The sequence below is a fragment of the Agromyces kandeliae genome (assembly GCF_009674665.1).
In the GTDB taxonomy this organism is placed as follows: domain Bacteria; phylum Actinomycetota; class Actinomycetes; order Actinomycetales; family Microbacteriaceae; genus Agromyces; species Agromyces kandeliae.
Window position 1 is genome coordinate 67785 of record NZ_WKJD01000007.1, and the last position, 20995, is coordinate 88779.

The 20995-nt window shown below is 72.4% G+C and carries 22 protein-coding genes; 12 read left to right on the forward strand and 10 right to left on the reverse strand.

Annotation, left to right across the window (positions count from 1 at the left end; all coding sequences use genetic code 11):
• Nucleotides 1-38: 38 nt before the first annotated feature.
• From GJR97_RS04680 to GJR97_RS04700, 5 genes are all read right to left on the reverse strand, one after another.
• Entirely contained in the window at nucleotides 39-1289 is a 1251-nt protein-coding gene (locus GJR97_RS04680; protein WP_154345368.1) for an ABC transporter substrate-binding protein, read from the reverse strand.
• A gap of 79 nt (nucleotides 1290-1368) precedes the next feature.
• Nucleotides 1369-2253 (reverse strand): carbohydrate ABC transporter permease, encoded by an 885-nt coding sequence (locus tag GJR97_RS04685; protein ID WP_154345369.1) that lies wholly within the window; start codon nucleotides 2251-2253, stop codon nucleotides 1369-1371.
• Complete coding sequence (locus GJR97_RS04690) at nucleotides 2246-3214, reverse strand: carbohydrate ABC transporter permease (RefSeq protein WP_154345370.1); 969 nt, start codon at nucleotides 3212-3214, stop codon at nucleotides 2246-2248. Before GJR97_RS04690 ends, GJR97_RS04685 begins: the two co-directional genes overlap by 8 nt.
• Entirely contained in the window at nucleotides 3211-4419 is a 1209-nt protein-coding gene (locus GJR97_RS04695) for an ROK family transcriptional regulator (RefSeq protein WP_154345371.1), read from the reverse strand. Before GJR97_RS04695 ends, GJR97_RS04690 begins: the two co-directional genes overlap by 4 nt.
• 179 nt (nucleotides 4420-4598) lie before the next feature.
• Complete coding sequence (locus tag GJR97_RS04700) at nucleotides 4599-5549, reverse strand: trypsin-like serine peptidase (protein WP_154345372.1); 951 nt, start codon at nucleotides 5547-5549, stop codon at nucleotides 4599-4601.
• Between the two features lie 358 nt (nucleotides 5550-5907).
• On the opposite strand from GJR97_RS04700, the gene purF reads away from it, so the two are divergent.
• Nucleotides 5908-7365 carry an amidophosphoribosyltransferase gene (gene purF, locus GJR97_RS04705; RefSeq protein ID WP_154345373.1) on the forward strand — a complete coding sequence of 486 codons (1458 nt, stop codon included), beginning with the start codon at nucleotides 5908-5910 and terminating at the stop codon, nucleotides 7363-7365.
• A gap of 54 nt (nucleotides 7366-7419) precedes the next feature.
• Nucleotides 7420-7815 carry a hypothetical protein gene (locus GJR97_RS04710; protein ID WP_154345374.1) on the forward strand — a complete coding sequence of 132 codons (396 nt, stop codon included), beginning with the start codon at nucleotides 7420-7422 and terminating at the stop codon, nucleotides 7813-7815.
• Here the strand turns inward: GJR97_RS04710 and GJR97_RS04715 are convergent.
• Both GJR97_RS04715 and GJR97_RS04720 read right to left on the reverse strand, forming a co-directional pair.
• Nucleotides 7788-8300 (reverse strand): hypothetical protein, encoded by a 513-nt coding sequence (locus GJR97_RS04715; protein WP_229275989.1) that lies wholly within the window; start codon nucleotides 8298-8300, stop codon nucleotides 7788-7790. The genes GJR97_RS04710 and GJR97_RS04715 overlap by 28 nt on opposite strands.
• Before the next feature lie 26 nt (nucleotides 8301-8326).
• Complete coding sequence (locus GJR97_RS04720) at nucleotides 8327-8707, reverse strand: sterol carrier family protein (protein ID WP_154345375.1); 381 nt, start codon at nucleotides 8705-8707, stop codon at nucleotides 8327-8329.
• A 57-nt stretch (nucleotides 8708-8764) separates the two neighbouring features.
• Between GJR97_RS04720 and purD the strand changes: the two genes are divergently transcribed.
• From purD to GJR97_RS04735, 3 genes are all read left to right on the forward strand, one after another.
• Nucleotides 8765-10075 carry a phosphoribosylamine--glycine ligase gene (gene purD / locus GJR97_RS04725; RefSeq protein WP_324613160.1) on the forward strand — a complete coding sequence of 437 codons (1311 nt, stop codon included), beginning with the start codon at nucleotides 8765-8767 and terminating at the stop codon, nucleotides 10073-10075.
• 54 nt (nucleotides 10076-10129) lie between these two features.
• Nucleotides 10130-11074, forward strand: coding sequence for a phosphoribosylaminoimidazolesuccinocarboxamide synthase (locus GJR97_RS04730; protein ID WP_154345376.1), 945 nt, complete (start codon nucleotides 10130-10132; stop codon nucleotides 11072-11074).
• 73 nt (nucleotides 11075-11147) lie between these two features.
• A complete protein-coding gene (locus GJR97_RS04735) occupies nucleotides 11148-12062 on the forward strand; it encodes a VOC family protein (RefSeq protein WP_407643573.1) in 915 nt (304 codons plus the stop codon).
• 65 nt (nucleotides 12063-12127) lie between these two features.
• Here the strand turns inward: GJR97_RS04735 and GJR97_RS04740 are convergent, their stop codons facing one another.
• Nucleotides 12128-12769, reverse strand: coding sequence for a TetR/AcrR family transcriptional regulator (locus GJR97_RS04740; protein WP_154345377.1), 642 nt, complete (start codon nucleotides 12767-12769; stop codon nucleotides 12128-12130).
• A 211-nt stretch (nucleotides 12770-12980) separates the two neighbouring features.
• Nucleotides 12981-13277, reverse strand: coding sequence for a DUF1905 domain-containing protein (locus GJR97_RS04745; protein ID WP_154345378.1), 297 nt, complete (start codon nucleotides 13275-13277; stop codon nucleotides 12981-12983).
• Between the two features lie 123 nt (nucleotides 13278-13400).
• Here GJR97_RS04745 and kynA point away from each other — a divergent pair, with 123 nt between their 5' ends.
• The 5 genes from kynA to GJR97_RS04770 all read left to right on the forward strand — a co-directional run bounded on the left by kynA (nucleotide 13401) and on the right by GJR97_RS04770 (nucleotide 18521).
• Complete coding sequence (gene kynA, locus GJR97_RS04750; protein ID WP_324613161.1) at nucleotides 13401-14297, forward strand: tryptophan 2,3-dioxygenase; 897 nt, start codon at nucleotides 13401-13403, stop codon at nucleotides 14295-14297.
• A gap of 5 nt (nucleotides 14298-14302) precedes the next feature.
• Nucleotides 14303-15370 carry an amidohydrolase family protein gene (locus GJR97_RS04755; protein WP_154345412.1) on the forward strand — a complete coding sequence of 356 codons (1068 nt, stop codon included), beginning with the start codon at nucleotides 14303-14305 and terminating at the stop codon, nucleotides 15368-15370.
• A 2-nt stretch (nucleotides 15371-15372) separates the two neighbouring features.
• Nucleotides 15373-16626 (forward strand): kynureninase, encoded by a 1254-nt coding sequence (locus tag GJR97_RS04760; RefSeq protein WP_195760608.1) that lies wholly within the window; start codon nucleotides 15373-15375, stop codon nucleotides 16624-16626.
• 119 nt (nucleotides 16627-16745) lie between these two features.
• On the forward strand, nucleotides 16746-17177 hold the full coding sequence (locus GJR97_RS04765; RefSeq protein WP_154345380.1) for a hypothetical protein: 432 nt from the start codon (nucleotides 16746-16748) through the stop codon (nucleotides 17175-17177).
• 48 nt (nucleotides 17178-17225) lie between these two features.
• Nucleotides 17226-18521, forward strand: coding sequence for an MFS transporter (locus tag GJR97_RS04770; protein WP_229275991.1), 1296 nt, complete (start codon nucleotides 17226-17228; stop codon nucleotides 18519-18521).
• Nucleotides 18522-18532: 11 nt separating this feature from the next.
• Here GJR97_RS04770 and GJR97_RS04775 read toward each other — a convergent pair whose 3' ends face one another.
• On the reverse strand, nucleotides 18533-19831 hold the full coding sequence (locus GJR97_RS04775; RefSeq protein WP_154345381.1) for a wax ester/triacylglycerol synthase domain-containing protein: 1299 nt from the start codon (nucleotides 19829-19831) through the stop codon (nucleotides 18533-18535).
• A gap of 89 nt (nucleotides 19832-19920) precedes the next feature.
• Between GJR97_RS04775 and purS the strand changes: the two genes are divergently transcribed.
• Together purS and purQ are read left to right on the forward strand one after the other, a co-directional pair.
• Nucleotides 19921-20241 (forward strand): phosphoribosylformylglycinamidine synthase subunit PurS, encoded by a 321-nt coding sequence (gene purS / locus GJR97_RS04780; protein WP_324613162.1) that lies wholly within the window; start codon nucleotides 19921-19923, stop codon nucleotides 20239-20241.
• A 17-nt stretch (nucleotides 20242-20258) separates the two neighbouring features.
• Nucleotides 20259-20957 carry a phosphoribosylformylglycinamidine synthase subunit PurQ gene (gene purQ, locus GJR97_RS04785; protein ID WP_129235762.1) on the forward strand — a complete coding sequence of 233 codons (699 nt, stop codon included), beginning with the start codon at nucleotides 20259-20261 and terminating at the stop codon, nucleotides 20955-20957.
• Nucleotides 20958-20995 lie beyond the last annotated feature (38 nt).

The following is a 20995-nucleotide window of genomic DNA, read 5'->3' on the forward strand; positions in this document are numbered from 1 at the left end:
GGGCGCACGGGCGCCCGGCCCCCGAACAGTGCGGGCGATCAGCCCCCGATGGCGGCGTTGATGCGGTCCTCGGCCGAGTCGAGCGCCTCCTCCACGGTCTTCCGACCGGCCTGCGCCTCGACGAGCTCCTCGGTCATTATGTCCTGCATCTCCTGCTGCCCCTCGGCGACCACGGGCGGAAGGGCCACGTTCTCGAGCGAGTCGAACACGGCCTGGCGGTTCTCGGGGTTGCCGAGCGTCAGGTAGCTGTTGAGCGCCGCCTCGTCGGAGGTCGCCGGGAGCTCCCACCCCGCGTCGAGACGGGTTTGGACCATGACGTCGCTCGAGGTCAGGAACTCGGCGAACGCGGCAGCGGCCTCCTGGTGCTCCGATCCCGCGGAGACGCCGACCGCGTTCGAGAAGAGCGCGCTCGCCTGCTGCGCGTTGCCCGGCTCGACCGCGATGTCCCAGCCGAACGGCACGTCGGCGAAGGCGCCGAACAACCAGATGCCGGTGTGCAGCATCGCGAGCTTCCCGTCGAGGAACAGGTTCGTGTCGTTGTCCGGCGTGCCCTGGCCCTGTTCGATCGTCGGCATCACCGTGCCGCTCTTGCCGACGAGCCACTCGGCGGCCTCGACGCCCTCTGGAGAGTTGAACGCGACCGCGGTGCCGTCCTCGTCGAGGAACTCGCCGCCGTTCTGTGCGAGCACCTTGTAGAACTCGTAGAAGCTCACGTTCTGGTGGTCGCCCCAGACGCCCGCGCCCTCGTCGGTGAGCTGCTCGGCCGCGGCCTGCTCGTCGGCCCAGGTCCAGTCCGCGGTCGGGGTCTCGACGCCCGCGGCCTCGAACAGGTCGCTGTTGTAGAAGAGCACGACGGTCGAGAACGAGCTGGGCAGCGCATACTGGGTGCCATCCGCCTGGTAGGCCTCGAGCACGCTCTGGCGGTAGGCGCCCGGGTCCTCGGGATCGAGCTCGGCGAGGACGCCGTTCGACTGGTACTGGGCGAAGTTCGCGTACTCGATGTCGAAGACGTCGGACACGGTGCCGGCGGCCAGGTCGGTCTGCAGCGCCGTGCCGTAGTCGGCGTAGGGCAGCGTGGTGACCTCGACGGTGACGTCGGGGTTCTCCTCCTCGAAGGCGTCGACGATGGCCTGGAGGTTCTCCTCGTTGCCGCCGTTCGAGATGAAGTTCGTGTAGGTGATGGTGACGGGCCCGTCGGCGTCGCCGGACGAGTCGCCGGCCGAGCAGCCGGTCAGGGCGAGTGCGGTGGCGGCGACGATGCCGACGCCGGCCAGTGCTGTGGTCCTCATGGTGCGTATCTCCTTCGATAGGGGTGAGGCGTGGATGGGGTGGATGGGCGTTCGGGACCCGGAACGGGTGTCGCGGTCCTCACTTGAGGCCCGTGTTCGCGACCCCCTGGATCACGTACTTCTGGGCGAACAGGTAGATGGCGAGCATCGGCAGGATGCTCACGACCGAGCCGGCCATGACGATGTCCCACTGCGTCGTGTACTGGCCCTGCAGGCCGGCCAGGGCGACCGGCAGCGTCTGCAGCTCGGGCGAGCGCAGCACGACGAGCGGCCACAGGAAGCTGTTCCAACTGCCCATGAACGCGAACACCGCGAGCGTCGCGAGCGCCGGCCGGATGTTGGGCAGGATCACGGTCCAGAAGGTCCGGAAGTGACCGGCTCCGTCGATCGCGGCGGCCTCGTCGAGCTCGAACGGCACCTGGTTCATCGCCTGCCGGAGCAGGAACACGCCGAACGCCGCGGCGAGCGTCGGCAGCAGCGCGCCGAGGTAGGTGTCGACGAGCCCCCAGGCCCGCAGTTCCGCGAACAGCGGCACGACGAGCACCTGCAGCGGGATCATCATCGTCGCGAGGTAGATGCCGAAGACGACGGTGCGTCCGCGGAACGGCAGGCGGCTGAACGCGTAGGCCGCGGTCGCGCTCGTGAACAGCTGCGCGAGCGTCGTCACCGTGGCGAGCAGCAGGCTGTTGCCGACGACCCGGGCGAACGGCAGGTCGGCGAAGAGGCGCTGGTACGCCTCGATGCTCGGGTCCGCCGGGATGAGCGACGGGGTCGAGCTCAGGCCGCTGCCGGGGCTCAGCGAGGTCACGACCGTCCAGTAGAACGGGAAGAACATCGCCAGGGCGCCGAGCACCATCACGATGTGCAGCAGCACGCTCCGGGCGAGCGCCGTGCGCGCGGCATCGGTGCGACGACGGATGCCTCCGGCCCGAGCCGTGGTCGGTGCGATCGTCGTCTCAGCCATAGTTCACCCACTTCCGCTGGCCGCGGATCTGGAGGACCGTCACGGCGAGGATCACGACGAACAGGAGCCACGAGAGCGCGGACGCCTCGCCCGCCCTGCCGTATCGGAAGGTGAGGTCGTAGATCTGCTGCACGACGACCTGCGTCGCTCCCCCGGGCCCGCCGCCGGTCATCGCGTACACCTGGTCGAACACCTGGAACCCGTTGATGAGCGAGATGACGATCACGAAGAAGGTCGCCGGCGACAGCAGCGGCAGCGTGACCGAGAAGAGGCGGCGCCACCATCCGGCGCCGTCGACGCGCGCGGCGTCGAGCAGTTCGGGGTCGATGGCCTGGAGCCCGGCGAGGAGGATCACCATGACGAAGCCGAGGTCCTTCCACGCCGAGGCGAGGATGATCGAGGGCATCGCCCACGCAGGATCGGTCCACCACCCGGGCCCGTCGATCCCGAACCAGGCGAGCACGCTGTTCACGACGCCGTTCGACGGGTTGAGCAGCCACCGCCAGACCAGCGCGACGACGATCCAGCTGGTGATGACGGGGAGGAAGTACACCCCGCGGAGCACGGTGCGTCCGCGCAGCGCCGTGTTCAGCGCGAGGGCGATCGCGAGCCCGCCGACGTACACGAGCGGCAGGTAGCCGACGATGTAGTACAGCGTGTGGAGGAACACGTCGGCCGTCTCGGGATCGGTGAGCAGGTTCGCGTAGTTCTCGAGCCCGACCCATTCCGCGGGTGCGAGCAGGTTCCACTCGGTGAGGCTGATCCAGGCGGCGGCGACCATCGGGCCGAGCACGAAGAGGAGGAGCGGCACCGCGCTCGGCAGCAGGAAGGCGAGCACCGTGAGCGTGTACCTGGCCCGCCGCGCGCGGCGGCCGGGGCTGCGCGGCGGACCGGTGCGCGATGCGGGCGGGCCGGCGTCGGCGCCGACGTCCGCAGCGGCTTCGCCGATGAGCGCGGTCATCGACGCACCACCGGGCCGACGAGCCGTTCGCGGATGAGCCGGCCCTGATCGCCGGCGGACCCGGCGGCGTCGAACGGCATCGCGAGCACGAGCGCGGCGGCTCCCTGCGCCCAGCTCTCGTCCTGCCAGGTCTCGATCTCGACGGGCAGGCTCCGGCGGTGCCGCAGCAGGTGCGACCGGAACGCGGGCTCGAACCCGGGCGACCAGTGACGCCATCCGGTCGTGCCCTCGCCGAGGACCACGACGAGGGCGGGGTCGACGGTGTGCACGACACCGGCGAGCGTGCGCCCGAGCAGCCCGCCGGCCTCGCGGTAGATCCGGATGGCGTCGTCCTCGCCTGCGTCCGCGGCGGCGAGGAGGTCGTCGATGCCGCCGTCGGGCGGGATCGCGCCGCGGTCGCGCGCATCGCGGACCAACGCGCCCTCGCCGATGTGCGCTTCGAGGCATCCGTCGTTGCCGCATCCGCACCGCGGTCCGTCGTCGGCGACGGGGAAGTGGCCGATCTCGCCGGCTCCGCCGGAGGCGCCGCGCAGCACGTTGCCGTCGACCACGACGCCGGCGCCGACGCCCGTGCCGATCGTGACGACCAGGAAGTTGTCGTGCGAGCGGCCCAGCCCGAACAGGCGTTCCGCGACCGCGAGCGCGTTGACGTTGTTCTCGACGACGACCGGGAGCCCGGTCGCGCGCCGAAGGGCGTCTCCGAGTTCGACCCCGGTCCACCCGAGCTGGGCCGAGTCGACGACGCCGCTCCCGAGGCGATCGACGCTGCCCGGCACGCCGACGCCGAGGCCGAGGACGGTCGTTCCGTCGCCCGCGGCGATGAAGCCGCGGATGCGTTCGACGAGTTCGGCGATGAACGTGCTGGCGGTCGCGTCGAACGGCTCGCTGGCCGAACGGACCACGCGCCCGTCGACGCCGACCTCCACGAAGGCGACGTGGTCGGCGACCACCTTGACGCCGATGGCGTGCCCGGCCGAGGTCGCGAGGCCCAGCATCCGTGCCGGGCGCCCGCCGTTGGACGGTGCCTGCTCGAGTTCGACGAGCAGCCCGTCGGCGAGCAGTTCCTTCACGAGCTGCGTGATGAGCGCGGGCGAGAGCGCCAGCACCCGGGCGAGCTCGGCACGCGATGCGGGGCCGTCGGCGCCGAGCCGGGCGAGGATCGCCGACCGGTTGACGTCGGTTCGGTTGCTGGAGTGGATCGCCATCGATGCCTCTGTGTCCGTGGAGCGGGTCGTCGTGCGGAGTCGAGAGTTAATTTAGAACTAAACAAAGTAGAAAAGCAAGCCCCGACCGTCGCCCGGACACGACGAAGCGCCCCGCACCGGTCCCTCGGTGCGAGGCGCTTCGCGATCGGACGGCCGCGCTCAGCGGCCTCGGCGGGCGATCAGGATGCCACCGCCGTGGCGTACGTCGCCTGGGCGACCGAACCGTAGTAGGGCCCGAACATCACGTTCGGGATGTTGTTGTACCCGAAGCTGTTCACGGAGTTCTGCGCGCCGTTGCCGAGGAACCACGGTCCGCCCGAGGACCCGCCGGTCATGTCGCACGGGATGCCCTGCGACTGGGTCTGGCCGTAGGGATCCGCGGTCGCGGTGCCCGCGCACGACTTCAGCGTCTGGCCGTTGAACGGCGCCGCCGCGGGGTAGCCGAACGCCTCGTACGAGAGCCCGCGAGCCTGGTTGAACGAGATCGCCGTGCCGCCCACCGTCGCCTGCAGGCTCTTGCCCGCGAGCTGACCGACCGTGGCGAAGGCCGTGTCGTACGTGATGTCGCCGCCCTTGGTCCACTGGCGGGGCGCCGCGAGCGACGTCGCGACCCACTGCCCGTACGGCGCCGCGCCGTTCTCGTAGGCCGGCACGAACGTCCAGTTCGTCGCGTACCTGCCCTTGCCCGAGTGCACGCAGTGCGCGGCCGTCGCGACCACGCTGCCGTTCGACGAGCTCACCGAGTTGCCCGAGCACACGTAGTTGCGGCCGTTCAGGGTGAAGAACACCTTGCCGATGTTCGACACGGGCGACTCGTTCGCCGCCATCGGCGTGACCTCCGGCGCCGGCGCGGGCTTGCCGTACGTCACCGGTGCGCCGGCGGCGACCCCCGCCGCCGGGGTCGAGGCCGACTTGCCCGCGAGCAGCACGTCGGCCGGGGTGGCCGAGCGCATGCGCTCGGCGGTCCAGTACCCGGCCGCCGCGGCCCGTTCGGCGGCGGGAACGGCGCGCTGGTCGACGCCCGGCGGCACCGAGGGCGGCGCGGCCGACGCGGCGGTCGGCGCGGCGAGGAGCCCGCAGGCGACGAGGGCGGCGCCGGCGAGTGCCGCGCGCAACGAGGTGAGCTTCATGGACGAGCCCTTTCTGAGCAGGCGGCGGCGGTCCCCCCGAACGGTCGCCGCGCCGCGATGTGCGAATGTCGGGAAGCGTGGCACACGTCCCCCGTTCGGGGGGAGTGCCTGACGCATCCTTCGCGGAAATCGAGAAGCCGCGCGAGGGTTCCGGGAAAAGCTCCCCACGTGCGACGTGCACGGGGTACGTTCGTCGTTTGGCCGCCGGGCCGTTCCCCGCGGAGCTGCGGGCCTCCCGAGCACGCCGTCGCTCAGGTGAGCAGCGGCATCCGCACAGCCGGCTCACACGCGCGCGTATGCGAGGATGTATCGTCCAGCTCGGACGCATCACCACACCTCCCGAGGAGCCATCGCTCGCATGTGCGGCATCGTCGGCATCGTCTCCACCGAGCCCGTCAACCAGCAGATCTACGACAGCCTCCTCCTCCTGCAGCACCGCGGGCAGGACTCGACGGGCATCGCGACGGCCGACGGCCCGATCTTCCACATGCACAAGGCGCGCGGGCAGGTCCGCGAGGCGTTCCGCACGCGCGACATGCGCTCGCTGCTGGGCCGCATGGGGCTCGGGCACGTCCGCTACACGACGAAGGGCGCCGCCGAGCGCGAGGAGGAGGCCCAGCCGTTCTACGTGAACGCGCCGTACGGCATCATCCTCGTCCACAACGGCAACCTCACGAACACGCGCGAACTGTCCGAGGATCTCTTCCGCATCGATCGCCGCCACGTGAACTCGACGAGCGACACCGAGATGCTGCTCAACGTGCTCGCGACCGAACTGCAGGGCCAGATCACGGGCCTCGAGCTCGACCCCGACCAGGTGTTCAACGCGGTCGCCCAGGTGCACGAGCGCGTCGAGGGCTCGTACGCGGTCATCGCGATGATCGCCGGCCACGGACTGCTCGCGTTCCGCGACCCGTTCGGCATCCGGCCGCTCATTCTCGGCAGGCGCACGACGGACGCCGGCAAGGACGAGTGGATCGTCGCATCCGAGTCGCTCGTGCTCGAGAACGGCGACTACGAGGTCGTGCGCGACATCGAGCCCGGCGAGGCCGTCTTCATCACCACCGACGGCGAGATGATCTCGCGCCAGTGCGCCAGGAACCCGCGCCTGATCCCGTGCTCGTTCGAGTACGTCTACCTCGCGCGTCCCGACTCGATCATGAACGGCATCTCGGTCTACGAGGCGCGCCTGCGCATGGGCGACCGGCTGGCGAACACGATCGCGACGCACATGGACCAGGGCGACATCGACGTGGTCATGCCGATCCCCGACTCCTCGCGGCCCGCCGCGATGCAGGTGGCCCAGAAGCTCGGGATCGAGTACCGCGAGGGCTTCTACAAGAACCGCTACGTCGGCCGCACGTTCATCATGCCGGGGCAGGCCGCGCGCAAGCGCTCGGTCCGGCAGAAGCTGAACGCGATGGGCACGGAGTTCAAGGGCAAGAACGTGCTGATCGTCGACGACTCGATCGTGCGCGGCACGACCTCGAAGCAGATCGTCGAGATGGCGCGCGCCGCCGGCGCGAACAAGGTGACGTTCACGTCGGCCGCGCCGCCCGTGCGCTTCCCCCACGTGTACGGCATCAACATGCCGAGCCGCGACGAACTCGTGGCGCACGACCGGAAGATCCCCGAGATCGCCCGCGAGCTCGGCGCCGACCACATGATCTACCAGGAGGTCGAGGACCTCCAGGCGGCGATCACCGAGGGCACGTCGATCGACCGCCTCGACCTCTCGTGCTTCACCGGCGAGTACGTGACCGGCACGGTCACGCCCGAGTACCTGGAGTGGGTCGAGCGCACCCAGCTCAGCTGACACCGGGCCCGCCGCTCACAGGCCGTCCTCGGTCGGACCTGCGACGCTGTCCGCATGGGCGAGTTCGCCGAGTACCTCGGGATCTACGACGCCGACGGCGGCGTCCGAGGCGACCTCGCCTACATCGTCGGACACCTCCTGGGCACCAGGGAGTGCGCGCTGTGCGACATCACCCACACGTGGCGCCGCAAGCCCGAGTGGGACGACATGGTGCGCCGGATCGGGGTGCCGTTCGCCCTCCGGCACCGCAACGAGGTGGCGGATGCCGCGGCATCCGCCATCGTCCGCGACGCGGGCCCGCCGGTCGTCCTCGGCCGTGATGCGGCGGGGGCGTGGCATCCGGTGCTCCGACGGGCCGACCTCGAGCGCGCGCACGGCAGCGTCGAGGAGTTCGAGCGGCTGCTGCTCGCCGCCCGCGCGGATCAGGGCTCGGGGTCGTCGTCGACGTAGTGCGTGGACTCGTGCTCGGCGACGGCCGTGCCGCGGCGCTTCGAGAGGACGCGGTCGATGACGAGCGCGGCCACGCCGCCGAGCGCGAGCCCGCCCGCGCCGCACCACAGCAGCAGGAAGCCGAACACCTGCCCGCGGTCGAACTGGTCGTTCTCGGGGAACGCGAACGTGAGGATCAGTGCGACCAGCACCCCGAGCGCGGCGCCGAGCAGGAGGAAGCTGCCGTACCGCGGCGACCGGCGCACGGTCACCGCGTCGCTGGTCAGGTCGGTCTCGAGGCGCTCGCCGGCCTCGGGGTCGACGTCCATGCGCTCGACCTTGGGGTGGGCGTCGCCGCCGGATGCGCCCTCGTCGGCCGGGGCCGCGTGCTCGACGGATGCGCCGGGGCCGGCCGAGCCGTCGGCGGCGACGGTTGCCTCCGGCTCGACGGGCGACGCCCCGCCATCGGCGGGATCTGCGGGCTCGGGACGGTTCGCATCGCTCACCCGTCCATTCTCCCGCACGGCGCGCGTCAGCCGAGCCGCGCGGCGTCGATGACGGGCACCACGCCCTCGAGGTCGGCGCGCTGACCCGAGGCGTGGACCGACCCCGACGAGCGGGCGTCGCCCCACGCGAGCGAGCCCGTGGCGAGGCCCAGCCAGGTCGCGGCATCCGTCTCGACGACGTTCGGCGGGGTGCCGCGCGTGTGCCGCGGCCCCTCGATGCACTGCACCGCCCCGAACGGCGGCACGCGCACCTCGACAGTCCCGCCCGGTGCGCGCTCGGCGAGCAGCTGCAGGGTGTACCGCACGGCGAGCGCCAGCGTGTTCCGGTCGACGGATGCCGCGGCATCCGCTCGCACGACCGACGCGACGGCGTCGCGCCCCTCGACGTCTCCGATCCTCCGCGGCATCCCCCCATCCTCCCGCACGCCCGCGGGCGTCGCGAGGGGGTCCGGTAGCCTGAGCGGGTGAGAATCCTCGTCCTCGGTTCGGGCGCGCGCGAGCACGCCATCATCCTCGCCCTGCTCGACGAGGAGGCCGGCCACGAGATCGTGGCGGCGCCCGGCAACGCGGGGATCGCGGCATCCCCCACCTCCTCGGCGCGGGGCAGCGTCGAGACCATCGCGCTCGACCCGGCCGACCCCGTGATCGTCGCCGACTACGCGATGGACAACGACATCGAACTCGTCGTCGTCGGCCCCGAGGCGCCGCTCGTCGCGGGCGTCGCCGACGCCCTGCGGACGCGGGGGATCGCGGTGTTCGGCCCCGCCAAGGCCGCCGCGGCGCTCGAGGGGTCGAAGACGTTCGCCAAGCGCATCATGGAGTCGGCCGGCGTGCCCACGGGCCGCGCGAGCCTCGTCGACTCGCTGCCCAAGGTGACCGAGGTCCTCGACGAGTTCGGCGCCCCCTACGTCGTGAAGGCCGACGGACTCGCCGCCGGCAAGGGCGTGCTCGTCACCGAGGACCGCGAGGCCGCGCTCGCGCACGCCGCGCACTACCTGCAGCAGGGTCCCGTGCTGGTCGAGGAGTTCCTCGACGGCCAGGAGGTCTCGCTCTTCCTGCTCTCCGACGGCACCAGCGTGCTGCCGCTCTCGCCCGCCCAGGACTACAAGCGCCTGCGCGACGGCGACGAGGGGCCGAACACCGGCGGCATGGGCGCCTACTCGCCGCTGCCGTGGCTCGACGAGCGGTTCGGCAGCGAGGAGGCCTTCGTCGACGAGGTGATCGAGACGATCGCGCTGCCGACCGTGAAGCAGCTCGCCGAGGAGCAGACGCCGTTCATCGGGCTGCTCTACGCGGGGCTCATCCTGACCAGCCGCGGCATCCGCGTCATCGAGTTCAACGCGCGCTTCGGCGACCCCGAGACGCAGGTCGTGCTGCCTCGCCTGGCGACCCCGCTCTCCGGCCTGCTGTTCGCGGCCGCGACCGGCGGGCTCGGCGAGCTGCCGCGGCCCGAGTTCCGGGCGGAGGCGGCCGTCACGGTCGTGCTCGCGAGCGAGGGCTACCCCGAGTCGCCCGAGACCGGGCGACGGCTCGACGGGCTCGACGCCGCGGCATCCGTGCCCGGGGTGCACCTCGCGCACGCCGCGACGGCGGTCGGCTCGACCCACGACGACACCGAGCCGCACCTCATCGCGACGGGCGGTCGGGTGCTCAACGTCGTCGCGGTCGGCGACGACTTCGCCGAGGCGCGGCGCCGCGCCTACGAGGCGATCGGGCAGCTCCGCCTCGACGGCGGGCAGTACCGCACCGACATCGCCGCACGCGTCGCGGACTGAGCCGGGCGCCGTGCCCGGATCGGGCGGCGGCGTTCGTGACGAGAAGGAGACAGCATGACCCACGTGACCGACCTCGCCGGCTGGACCCTCGTCTACTCGGGCAAGGTGCGCGACCTGTACGTGCCGACGGACCTGATGACCGACGACGACACCTGGACCGGCGACCCCCTGAAGCTGTCGCCCGTCGCCCTCGTCGTCGCGAGCGATCGCGTGAGTGCGTTCGACGAGATCCTCGAGCCCGAGATCCCGGGCAAGGGGGCGCTGCTCACCTCGCTCACGCGCTGGTGGTTCGACCGGCTGCCCGAGGTCCCGAACCACCTCGCATACGCCGAGGACGACCGCTACCGGGACCTGCCTGCGATCCCGGACTCGGTCGCCGACCGCGCGATGCTCTGCCGCACGCTCGACATGTTCCCGATCGAGTGCGTCGTGCGCGGCTACCTCACGGGCAGCGGATACCGGGAGTACGTGGCGACCGGCGGCATCGGCGGGCTCCGACTCCCGGAGGGCCTCCAGGACGGCGACCGGCTCCCCGAGCCGGTGTACACGCCCGCCTGGAAGGCCCCGCTCGGACAGCACGACGAGAACATCTCGTACGAGCGGACCGTCGAGCTCGTCGGCGAGACGGTCGCGGAGCAGCTGCGCGCGATCTCGCTCGCGGTCTTCCAGCACGCCTCCGAGGTCGCCGAGGAGCGCGGGCTGATCCTCGCCGACACCAAGTTCGAGTTCGGCGCCGACCGCGAGCTCGGAATCGTGACGCTCGCCGACGAGGTGCTGACGAGCGACTCGAGCCGGTACTGGGACCTGGAAGCGTACCTGGCGGGCGCGACGCCCGAGATCCGCATGGCGAGCTTCGACAAGCAGATCGTGCGCGACTGGCTCGCGGCGAACTGGGACCGGTCCGCGCAGGCGGCGCCCCCGACCCTCCCGGCTGAGATCGTCGAGCAGACGGCCGAGCGCTACCGGGCGCTCGTCGAGCGGCTCACGCTCGGACTCTAGGCGGGTCGGTTCCGGCCGGCTCGCCCCGACCTCCCCGCGGGACGGGAATAGTCGTCGAAGGGACATGGTTGAAATGGTTGTGTCTACAACTGATTCGAGCGGCGCGTCCGGCGCCGCCCACGACCGCCTCGCCGCCGACACCGCGATGGGGCCGGTGACGCTGCGCGTCGCCGACCTCGACGCCATGATCCGGTACTACCGCGACGGCGTGACGCTCGAGCTCCTGAGCCACGACGGACCGGTCGCCGTGCTCGGCCGCGGCGGAGTGCCCGCGATGATCCTCCAGCACGCCCCCGAGCTGAAGCACGCATCGCCGCGCAGCGCCGGCCTGTTCCACACCGCGATCCTGTTCGACACGCGCGAGGCGCTCGCCACCGCCCTCCTGTCCGTCGCGTCGAAGCACCCGGGCACCTTCACGGGCAGCGCCGACCACCTCGTGAGCGAGGCGTTCTACTTCGACGACCCCGAGGGCAACGGCGTGGAGCTCTACTTCGACCGCGACCGTTCGACGTGGAGCTGGACGCACGGCACGGTCGAGATGGCCACGATCTTCCTCGACCCCAACGGCTACCTCCGCGAGCACCTCACCGAGCGAGCGGCGGATGCTGCGGCCGCGGGCACCGGGCTCGGTACGGCCGGGGTCGGGCACGTGCACCTCTCGGTGGGCGACGTCGCGAGCGCGCGCGAGTTCTACGTGAACCGCCTGGGCTTCGACCAGACCGCGACCTACGGCGACCAGGCGCTCTTCGTCAGCGCCGGCGGCTACCACCATCACATGGCCATGAACACGTGGAAGAGCCTCGGCGCGGGACGCCGGCAGCTCGCCCTCGGCCTCGGCAAGGTCGAGATCCTGGTGCCGACGGCCGACGACCTCGGCGAGCTGGGCGAGCGGATGGCGCACTTCCGGGTTCCGGCCCGAGACGACGGACGCACGATCGCCTTCGACGACCCGTGGGCCAACGTCGTCGAGGTGCGCTCGGCGGAGTAGACGGCGGCCTGGCGCCCGGCCGCCGTCGGGCGGCACCTCTGCCCCTGGCTGCGGCCCGCCGAGGCTCAGTCCTCGGGGCGCTTCCGGTGCGACATGTCGTGGAACTCGCCGAAGTCGAGCGCGGCGCCCGGCAGCTCGCTCGCGTCGGGCCGAGCACGGAGCCCGTCGAGGACCACCGCCAGCTGTCGTCGCCAGAACGGCAGGTAGGTCCCGCCGTACTGGCCGAGCGAACCCAGCATGTCGACGAGCACGCTGATGTCGACCGCGGTGACGTCGGGACGCAGCGCGCCCTCGGCCTGGGCCCGTGCGACGATGCCGTCGGCCACCGCCTGCAGTTCGGTGCCCGGGCGGTGGTCGGGATCGAGCTCGGCCACGCGACGCATGACGGCCGGCAGGTACGGACGCTCGATGAGCCAGGCGGACAGGGCCTCGAGCCAGATCTCGATGGCGTGCCATCCGCTCTCGGCCTCGCTGATCTTCGTCGTGAAGGTGCGCAGGTCGTCGACGCCGGTGTCGTAGAGCTCCCGGATCAGCGCGTCGCGGGTCGGGAAGTGCCGGTAGACGGTGCCGGCACCCACCTCCGCACGGGTGGCGAGCTCGTCGAGCGGTGCGTCGATGCCGCGCTCGGCGAAGAGGCGCCTGGCCTCGACGAGGAGGCGCTCATGGTTGCGACGGGCGTCCCGACGCGACGACACGGTCGTGGTCACGACTCCAGCGTACGCCCGAGATCACGGCGGGTGTCCGGATCGGATAGTATTCGGAGCGTCTACTCCGCTTTCCCTAGTGCGGGAGACATGCGCCCACTCGGGGGAGGGGCGTCGGTGCGGCGGGCACGGGGTGGGAGTCTGCTCTGGGGGATGCCCGCCGCACCCACTTTCGCGGGCGCGTCGCACCCGGAGACGACGACCCGTCCGGTTGCTACTCGAGCGTCTCGAGGTGCACCTCGACCGGTTCTCCCGCCTCGATGCCCTCGGCCTCGCGCACGGCGCGCTTCAGCGGGAGCGCGTACCGCTGCTTCCCCGGGAAGATCGAGGTCCGCCAGGTCGTGCCGCCGATCGTCGCCGACACCCGCACCGACCCGAACCCGCGCGGCATGCGCGGGCGGTCGCGGATCTCCTCGGAGAGGTCGCCGGGCACGTCGACGAAGAACCACGAATCGGCGGCGCGCTCCTCCCAGCGGTAGACGACCGCCGTGAACCGGTACTCCTCGCGCATGCGACCGACCCTACGCCCGGCCTCCGACGGCGGTGCCGGCGTCGCACCGATCGTCCGGGTCCCCGGACGAGTGCGCGCTCGGGGCCCTGACGGGCGAACCGGCCCGGTGGCTAGGCTGGCCGCGTGGCAGCATCGAACGACGACCGAGCGGTCGAAGCGGACGAACGGGGCGTCGAGGCCAACACGCGACGCATCGAGGCATCCGTCGTCACCGACTTCAGCGACCGGATGAGCTACGGCGGCTACCTCGACCTCGACACGCTGCTCGCCGCGCAGCGGCCGATCTCGCGGCCCGAGCACCACGACGAGCTGCTGTTCATCATCCAGCACCAGACCACCGAGCTCTGGCTGAAGCTCGTGCTGCACGAGCTCGAGACCGCGTGCGAGCTCATGCGCGCCGACGACCTCGCCCCCGCGCTGAAGTGCATCGCGCGGGTGAAGCACATCCAGAAGACGCTCACCGAGCAGTGGTCGGTGCTCGCGACGCTCACCCCGAGCGAGTACGCGCAGTTCCGCGGCGTGCTCGGCAACGCGTCCGGATTCCAGTCGTACCAGTACCGCGCGGTCGAGTTCACGCTCGGCAACAAGAACGCGAAGATGCTGCAGGTCTTCGAGGCGGATGCCGCGGCGAGCGCGATCGTGCGCCGCGCCCTCGAAGCGCCGAGCCTCTACGACGAGTTCCTGCGGCTGCTCGCCAGGGCCGGATACGACATCCCGGCCGACGTGCTCGACCGGGACGTGACGAAGGCCTGGACCTTCCACGACGACCTCGTGCCCGTGTTCGCGGCGATCTACGCCGACCCCGAGCACAACTGGGCCGCCTACGAGACCTGCGAGGAACTCGTCGACCTGGAGGACAACTTCCAGCTCTGGCGGTTCCGGCACCTGAAGACCGTCGAGCGCATCATCGGCTCCAAGACGGGCACGGGCGGGTCCAGCGGCGCGCCGTTCCTCAGGCGCGCGCTCGAGCTCACCTTCTTCCCCGAGCTGTACGCGGTCCGCACCGAGATCCCGGGGTGAGCGAGATGACGGATGCCGCGCACTCCCCCGATCCCGACGAGCCCGCCCGGTCGACGGATCCGCTCGGGCCGCTCGCGCGACGCGTGCGGCGGTCGCTGAACGGCGATCATCCCGGCGAGACCGGCGTCATGCTGCCGCCGTTCATCGACCACCACGTGCACCTGCAGCTCGCCGACCCCGCACCCGCGGTCGCGCGCGGGATCGCGGCCGTCGTCGACCTCGGCGCCGACCCCGGCGCGATCGCGACGATCGCCCGCGCCGACGGGCTGCCGCACGTGCGGTACGCGGGGGCGTTCCTCACCGCCCGCGGCGGGTACCCGACGGGCCGCCCGTGGGCGCCGGCCGGGAGCGTGCGCGAACTCGACGCCGTCTCGGGCGACGCCGACGACCTGCGCGAGCGCCGGCACCACGCGCTCAGCGGGCCCGTCGAAGCGGCGGTCGACGAGCAGCGGCGGTTCGGGGCGTCCGTCGTCAAGGTCGCGCTGAACTCGGTCGCGGGCCCGGCGTTCGATCGTCCGACGCTCGACGCGGTCGTCGCCGCCGCGCGCGCGGCCGGGCTGCCGGTCGCCGTGCACGCCGAGGGCGCCGGGATGGCGGAGCTCGCGATCGACGCCGGAGCCGACGTGCTCGTGCACGCGCCCTTCACCGAGCGACTCGAGGACGACGTGATCGCTCGCGCCGTCGCGTCGCGGCAGGCGTGGATCTCGACGCTCGCGATCCACGTGCGGGACGACGCATCCGTCGCCGAGACCGCCATCGACAACGTCCGCCGCTTCCACGCCGCCGGCGGGCGCGTGCTCTACGGCACCGACTCCGGCAACGGCGAGCTCGAACCGGGCGTGAACCCCGTCGAGGTCGCCGCACTCGTTCGCGCCGGGCTCGCGGCATCCGCGATCATCGCGGCACTCGCCGACCCGTGGCCGGAGCCGACCCCCGGCTGGGCCGACGCCGGCGTCGCCACCTTCGTGCCGGACCCCGCACCGGCCGACGGCGATCTCGTCGACCCCGACGCCGTGGCCCGATGGCTCGCCACGGCACGACTCGTGCCCACCGAGGAACTGGAGCTCCGCTGACCATGGACTCGCTGCTCGCCTACGCCCGCCGCCAGGACCGCGCCGACGGCCTCGCGCACCTCCGCAAGCGCTTCGTCGGCGCCGACACCGACCTCGTCTACTTCGACGGGAACTCGCTCGGCCGGCCGCCGGTCGCGGCGATCGAGCGCGTCGAGCGGTTCATGCGCGAGGAGTGGGGCGGCCGGCTCATCCGCGGATGGGACGAGTCGTGGCTGCAGCTGCCGTACGAGATCGGCGACCGCATCGGCCGCGCCGTGATCGAGGCGAAGGCCGGGCAGACCGTCATCGGCGACTCGACGACGGTGCTCCTCTACAAGCTCGCGCGCGCGGCCGTCGACGCGCAGGTCGCACGCGACCCGCAGCGCCGCGAGATCGTCGTCGACCGCGACAACTTCCCCACCGACCGGTACGTGCTCGAGGGCATCGCGAGCGAGACCGGATGCCGCCTCCGCTGGATCGACGTCGACCTCGAGCGCGGCGTGACCCCCGAGCAGCTCGCCGAGGTCGCCGGTCCCCACACGGCGCTCGTCGTCGTCAACCACGTCTCGTACCGGTCCGCCTACCTCGCCGACGCGCCCGAGCTCACGCGCATCGCGCACGATGCCGGCGCGCTCATCCTCTGGGACCTCTGCCACTCGGCCGGGTCCGTGCCGGTGCACGCCGACCGCTGGGAGTTCGACCTCGCCGTGGGCTGCACCTACAAGTACCTCAACGGCGGGCCCGGCTCCCCCGCGTTCGCGTACGTGCGGGACGACCTGCAGCAGGTGCTGCGGCAGCCGATCCAGGGTTGGTTCGGCACGGCCGACCTGTTCGCGATGGGGCCCGAGTACGTGCCGGCGCCCGGCATCCGGCGCTTCGTCAGCGGCACGTCGCCGATCACCGCGATGATCGCGATGCAGGAGACGCTGGCGATGATCGAGGACGTCGGGATGGCGGCGATCCGCGCGAAGTCGATCGCGCTCACCGAGTACGCGATCGACGTCGCCGACGAGTGGCTCGCTCCGCTCGGCGTCGCGGTCGGTTCGCCGCGTGACGCCGAGGAGCGCGGCGGCCACGTGATCCTGCAGCACGACGCCATGCGCGAGGTCACCGCCCGGCTCTGGCAGCGCGACGTGATCCCCGACTACCGCGACGTGGGCGGGTTGCGGGTCGGGCTCGCACCGCTGTCGACGAGCTTCGAGGAGGTCCACCGCGGCCTCGAGGCCACGCGCGAGGTGCTCCGCGAGGTCCTCGCCGAGCGGGCGGGACTCGGATAGGGGCTTCCCGGGTACCACGCGCCGCATACGTCGGCAATCCCTCCGCCCCGTTCACGCGCCCGGAACACGGGACGCGTAGCATTGCCCACCACACGCGACACCGATGGAAGGGATGTTCCATGACGGATGCGACCGACAAGAAGACCGACGAGCTCGACGACCAGGTCGAGGAGGCCGTCGAGAACGCGATGGCCGCCGCTGAGGCCGCGAGCGACGAGGCGAGCGACCTGGTCGGCGACCTGACCGACGCGGCGAGCGAGGCGATCGGCAAGGCGACCGCCGCCGCCTCGGAGGCCGCGGGCAAGGCGACCGCCGTCGCTTCAGAGGCCGCGAGCAAGGCGACCGCCGCGGCCTCCGACGCGGCGAGCCAGGCCAAGGCGCTCGCCGCCGATGCGATGGACGACGCCGGCGAGTTCATCGACGACGCGTCGGACTGGATCCAGGAGAAGTACCGCGAGAACCCGGCGCTGGTCCTCGGCCTCGCCGCCGCGGCCGGCGTCGCGCTGCTCGTCGGCGTCGGCGCGATCGTGCGCGCGATCACGCGCGACTGAGTCCGGCGTGGCCCGGGCGCCGAGGCTGCAGAGGCCGCCGAGCCGCGCATGACGGACACGAGCCGGGACCGCCCTCCGGGACTGCGCCCGTGGTCGATGGTGCTCGGACTCGGCTTCGTGAGCCTGTTCATCGACATGGTCTCCGACGGGGCCATCTCGGTCGGCGGCGCGCTGCTGCAGCAGCTCGGGGCGTCCGCGGCGCTCGTGGGCGCCATCACCGGGACGGCGACGGCCGTGGCGCTCGTGCTGCGGCTCGTGACCGGACCGTGGGCCGACCGCAGCCGCGCGTACTGGGGTTTCTCGATCGCCGGCTATGCGATGAGCGCCGTGAGCGTTCCACTGCTCGCGCTGACGCCCTCGCTGGGCGCCGCCGCCCTCGCCACGGCGAGCGGGCTGATCCTCGCCGAGCGCACCGGCAAGGGCGTCCGAGGGCCGGCGAAGACCGTGCTGCTCGCGGATGCCGCGGAGGCGGTCGGTCGCGGCCGGGCGTTCGGTGTGCACAAGCTCCTCGACCAGGTCGGGGCGTTCGCCGGGCCGCTCGTCGTCGCCGCCATCGCAGCGGCGACCGGCGAGCTGTGGCCCGCGTTCCTGGCGCTCGCCGTGCCGGCCGCCACCGCCATGGTGCTCCTGCTCTGGCTGCGGGCACGCGTGCCCGACACGCGCGTCTACGCGGCGCCGACGCCGGCGGAACCGCAACCGCCGGTGCCCTCGCCTGCGTCGGCGACCGCGACGCGTCGGTCGCCCGGTGCGCTCCTCGCGGGGCTCGGCGCGGTCCCCGCCCACGTTCGGACGACCTTCCTCCTCTTCGCCGCGTTCGCGGCGCTCACGACGTTCGGCCTGCTGAGCTTCGGCGTCCTGTCGTACCACCTCGTCGCCGCCGAGCTCGTGCCGGTCGCGGGCGTGCCGCTCGTCTACGCCGTCGGCATGGCGACCGCCGCGATCGGTGCGGTGGCGACGGGATGGGCGTACGACCGCCTCGGCGCCGGCATCCTGTTCTCGGTGCCGGTGCTCACGGCGTTCGTACCGGGCATGGCGCTCGGCGGCAGCGTCGGCGTCGTCGTGGCGGGCGTGGCGGTCTGGGGGCTCGCCACCGGCATCCAGGACTCGACGGTCAAGGCCCTCGTCGCCGACCTCGTCCCGGCGGGCCAGCGCGGATCCGCGTACGGATGGTTCGCGGTCTTCCAGGGCGTCGGCGCACTCGCCGGGGCGACCGTCGCCGGCCTGCTCTACGCCCAGCTCTCCGCGCTGGTGTGGCTCGTCGTCCTCCTGCAGGCGGCGGCCGCCGCCCTGCTCGTCGTCGTCCTGCGCCGCCGTCGCTCCGAGCGGATGCCGGAGCCCGCCTAGCGCGACCGCGCTCACGCGAGCGCTGCGACCCGCTCGAGCTCCTGTCCGAGCACGACGGCGAACGAGGTCGCCGGGATGGCATCCGCGTCGCAGTGGACCGCGCACCGCAACATGCCGTCGTACGACAGCGCGGCGACGCTGAGCCGCACGTTGCCCTGGATCGCGGAGACCGGCCACACCCGCTCCAGCGGGGCGCCGGCGAGTGCGAGCCGATGGCGCGGCCCCGGCACGTTCGTGACGAACATGACGATGAGCCGCTGGAATCGCACGAGCCGTCGGAAGAGCACCGTGCCGGTGCGGGTCCGCGTGAGCTCGAACTGGCCGCGCGAACGGGCGTCGGCCTTGCGTGCGCGTGTCAGCGCGGCGATCCGCGCGAGACGCGTCGCGACATCCGACTCGCCCGTCGGCAACGGCACGAGCATGACCCCGACCGCGTTCCCCGAGCGGCCACGCGCGCCGAGCGCGACGGGCACGCTCGCCGGGAGCACCGGCGGGATCGGCCGGCCGCGGGAGCGGAGCGCGGCTTCGGCGGCCGCGCCGACGGCCGCGAGGAGCGCGTCGTTCACGGTGGCGCCGATCGTGCTCGCGCCGGCGGCGAGGGCATCGAGCGGCGCATCGACGAACGCCACGCCGCGCCGAGGGCCGATGGGGCCGAGCAGGACGGTGCGCGGCACGGCGGGGCGGAGCACCGCGGCCGTGCGCTCCCAGCCCGAGGCGAGCATGCGGAGGCGGGCCCGCAGGCCGCGTCGCGCCGACACGGCGGAGTCCGCGGGCGGCTCGACGCCGTCGCCGGGAGGGTCGACATCCGCCGCCGGCGCGGTTCCCGTCGGACCGAGCAGGAGCTCGACGAGGCCGACCGCGGCGAGCCCGTCGGCCATCGCGTGGTGGATCCGCAGGACCACGGCCACACGGCCCGGCGCGGCCCCGGGCACGAGCAGGAGCTCCCACAGCGGGCGGTCCGTCGGCATGGCGGTCACCATCAGGCGGGCGCAGAGCGCCTCCAATCCGGGGAGTCCGTCGACGGGGTCGGCGAGGCGCACGTGCGCCTCGAGGTCGACCGGCACGCGCTCCCACGCGAAGCGCCTCCCGTCGCGCACGACCCGCTGCGACAGCCGCGGCTCCGACGGGATCACTGCGGCGAGCGCAGCACGGAGCGCCCGGAGGTCCACCTCGCCGCCGGGGCCGATCGGGCCGCCGGGCCCGAGCACGCCGGCCATCAGGAACGCGTTGACCTGATCAGGCGCGTCGATCACGATGTTCGACGCATCGGCGGCCGAGAGCCGTTCGCGTCGTGCCGCGGGGCTGCCCACGGCCGCAGTCTACGGCGGGCGACGAGCGGCGTCCGGGCGACGGATAGAATCGACGCATCCACACCCTCGACACCGAACGGAGAACCGCGGTGCCCACCATCGTCGTCGAAGTGATGCCCAAGGCCGAACTGCTCGACCCGCAGGGGAAGGCCGTCGCCGGCGCGCTCTCCCGCACCGGGCACGCCGCGATCAGCGGGGTCCGGGTCGGCAAGCGCTTCGAGCTGACCGTCGACGGTCCGATCGACGACGCCGTGCGGGCCGAGGTCGCCGCGCTCGCCGAGCACGTGCTGTCGAACTCCGTGATCGAGGACGTCGTGGGCATCCACTACGAGCAGTCGAACGCGGAGCTGGCCGGCGAGGCCGCCGAGCACCACGACGGCTACGACGCCCCCGCGGGCGAGACCCACTGAGACCGGGGAGCCAGCCCATGCGCATCGGCGTCATCACGTTCCCCGGCTCGCTCGACGACCGCGACGCGCAGCGCGCCGTGCGGCTCGCCGGCGGCGAGCCCGTCGCGCTCTGGCACGGCTCGCACGACCTCGAGGGCGTCGACGCCCTGATCCTGCCGGGCGGCTTCAGCTACGGCGACTACCTGCGGTGCGGAGCGATCGCCTCGCTCAGCCCGATCATGACCGAGGTCGTCGACGCGGCGAACGCGGGGATGCCGGTGCTCGGCATCTGCAACGGCTTCCAGATGCTCGCCGAGGCGCACCTGCTCGAGGGCGGCCTGATCCGCAACGACCACGGGTCGTTCATCTGCCGCGACCAGGTCCTGCGCGTCGAGAACGCGTCGACCGCGTGGACCGGCGAGTTCGAGGCCGGCCAGGAGATCACCATCCCGCTGAAGAACGGCGAGGGCGGGTTCATCGCGTCGGAGGAGACGCTCGATCGCCTCGAGGGCGAGGGTCGCGTGGCGTTCCGGTACGTGGGCGTGAACCCGAACGGATCGCTCCGCGACATCGCGGGCATCACGAACGCCGCCGGCAACGTCGTCGGGCTGATGCCGCACCCCGAGCACGCCGTCGAGCCCGGCTTCGGCCCCGACACCGCCGCGGCGATGCGTTCGGGCGTCGACGGGCTGGGCTTCTTCACGAGCGTCATCCGCCGCACCCTCGTCGAGGCGTAGCCTCCGCGGGCACCTCCCGTAGGCTGGCGCGCGGGAGG

Coding starts and splice junctions, on each gene's coding strand:
- GJR97_RS04690 (WP_154345370.1), bottom strand. CDS start 3,214: ATGACCGCGCTCATCGGCGAAGCCGCTGCGGACGTCGGCGCCGACGCC.
- GJR97_RS04760 (WP_195760608.1), top strand. CDS start 15,373: ATGGACTCGCTGCTCGCCTACGCCCGCCGCCAGGACCGCGCCGACGGC.
- GJR97_RS04735 (WP_407643573.1), top strand. CDS start 11,148: ATGGTTGTGTCTACAACTGATTCGAGCGGCGCGTCCGGCGCCGCCCAC.
- GJR97_RS04765 (WP_154345380.1), top strand. CDS start 16,746: ATGACGGATGCGACCGACAAGAAGACCGACGAGCTCGACGACCAGGTC.
- GJR97_RS04710 (WP_154345374.1), top strand. CDS start 7,420: ATGGGCGAGTTCGCCGAGTACCTCGGGATCTACGACGCCGACGGCGGC.
- GJR97_RS04755 (WP_154345412.1), top strand. CDS start 14,303: ATGACGGATGCCGCGCACTCCCCCGATCCCGACGAGCCCGCCCGGTCG.
- GJR97_RS04745 (WP_154345378.1), bottom strand. CDS start 13,277: ATGCGCGAGGAGTACCGGTTCACGGCGGTCGTCTACCGCTGGGAGGAG.
- GJR97_RS04770 (WP_229275991.1), top strand. CDS start 17,226: ATGACGGACACGAGCCGGGACCGCCCTCCGGGACTGCGCCCGTGGTCG.
- GJR97_RS04730 (WP_154345376.1), top strand. CDS start 10,130: ATGACCCACGTGACCGACCTCGCCGGCTGGACCCTCGTCTACTCGGGC.
- purQ (WP_129235762.1), top strand. CDS start 20,259: ATGCGCATCGGCGTCATCACGTTCCCCGGCTCGCTCGACGACCGCGAC.
- GJR97_RS04720 (WP_154345375.1), bottom strand. CDS start 8,707: ATGCCGCGGAGGATCGGAGACGTCGAGGGGCGCGACGCCGTCGCGTCG.
- GJR97_RS04695 (WP_154345371.1), bottom strand. CDS start 4,419: ATGGCGATCCACTCCAGCAACCGAACCGACGTCAACCGGTCGGCGATC.
- GJR97_RS04680 (WP_154345368.1), bottom strand. CDS start 1,289: ATGAGGACCACAGCACTGGCCGGCGTCGGCATCGTCGCCGCCACCGCA.
- GJR97_RS04685 (WP_154345369.1), bottom strand. CDS start 2,253: ATGGCTGAGACGACGATCGCACCGACCACGGCTCGGGCCGGAGGCATC.
- GJR97_RS04700 (WP_154345372.1), bottom strand. CDS start 5,549: ATGAAGCTCACCTCGTTGCGCGCGGCACTCGCCGGCGCCGCCCTCGTC.
- purF (WP_154345373.1), top strand. CDS start 5,908: ATGTGCGGCATCGTCGGCATCGTCTCCACCGAGCCCGTCAACCAGCAG.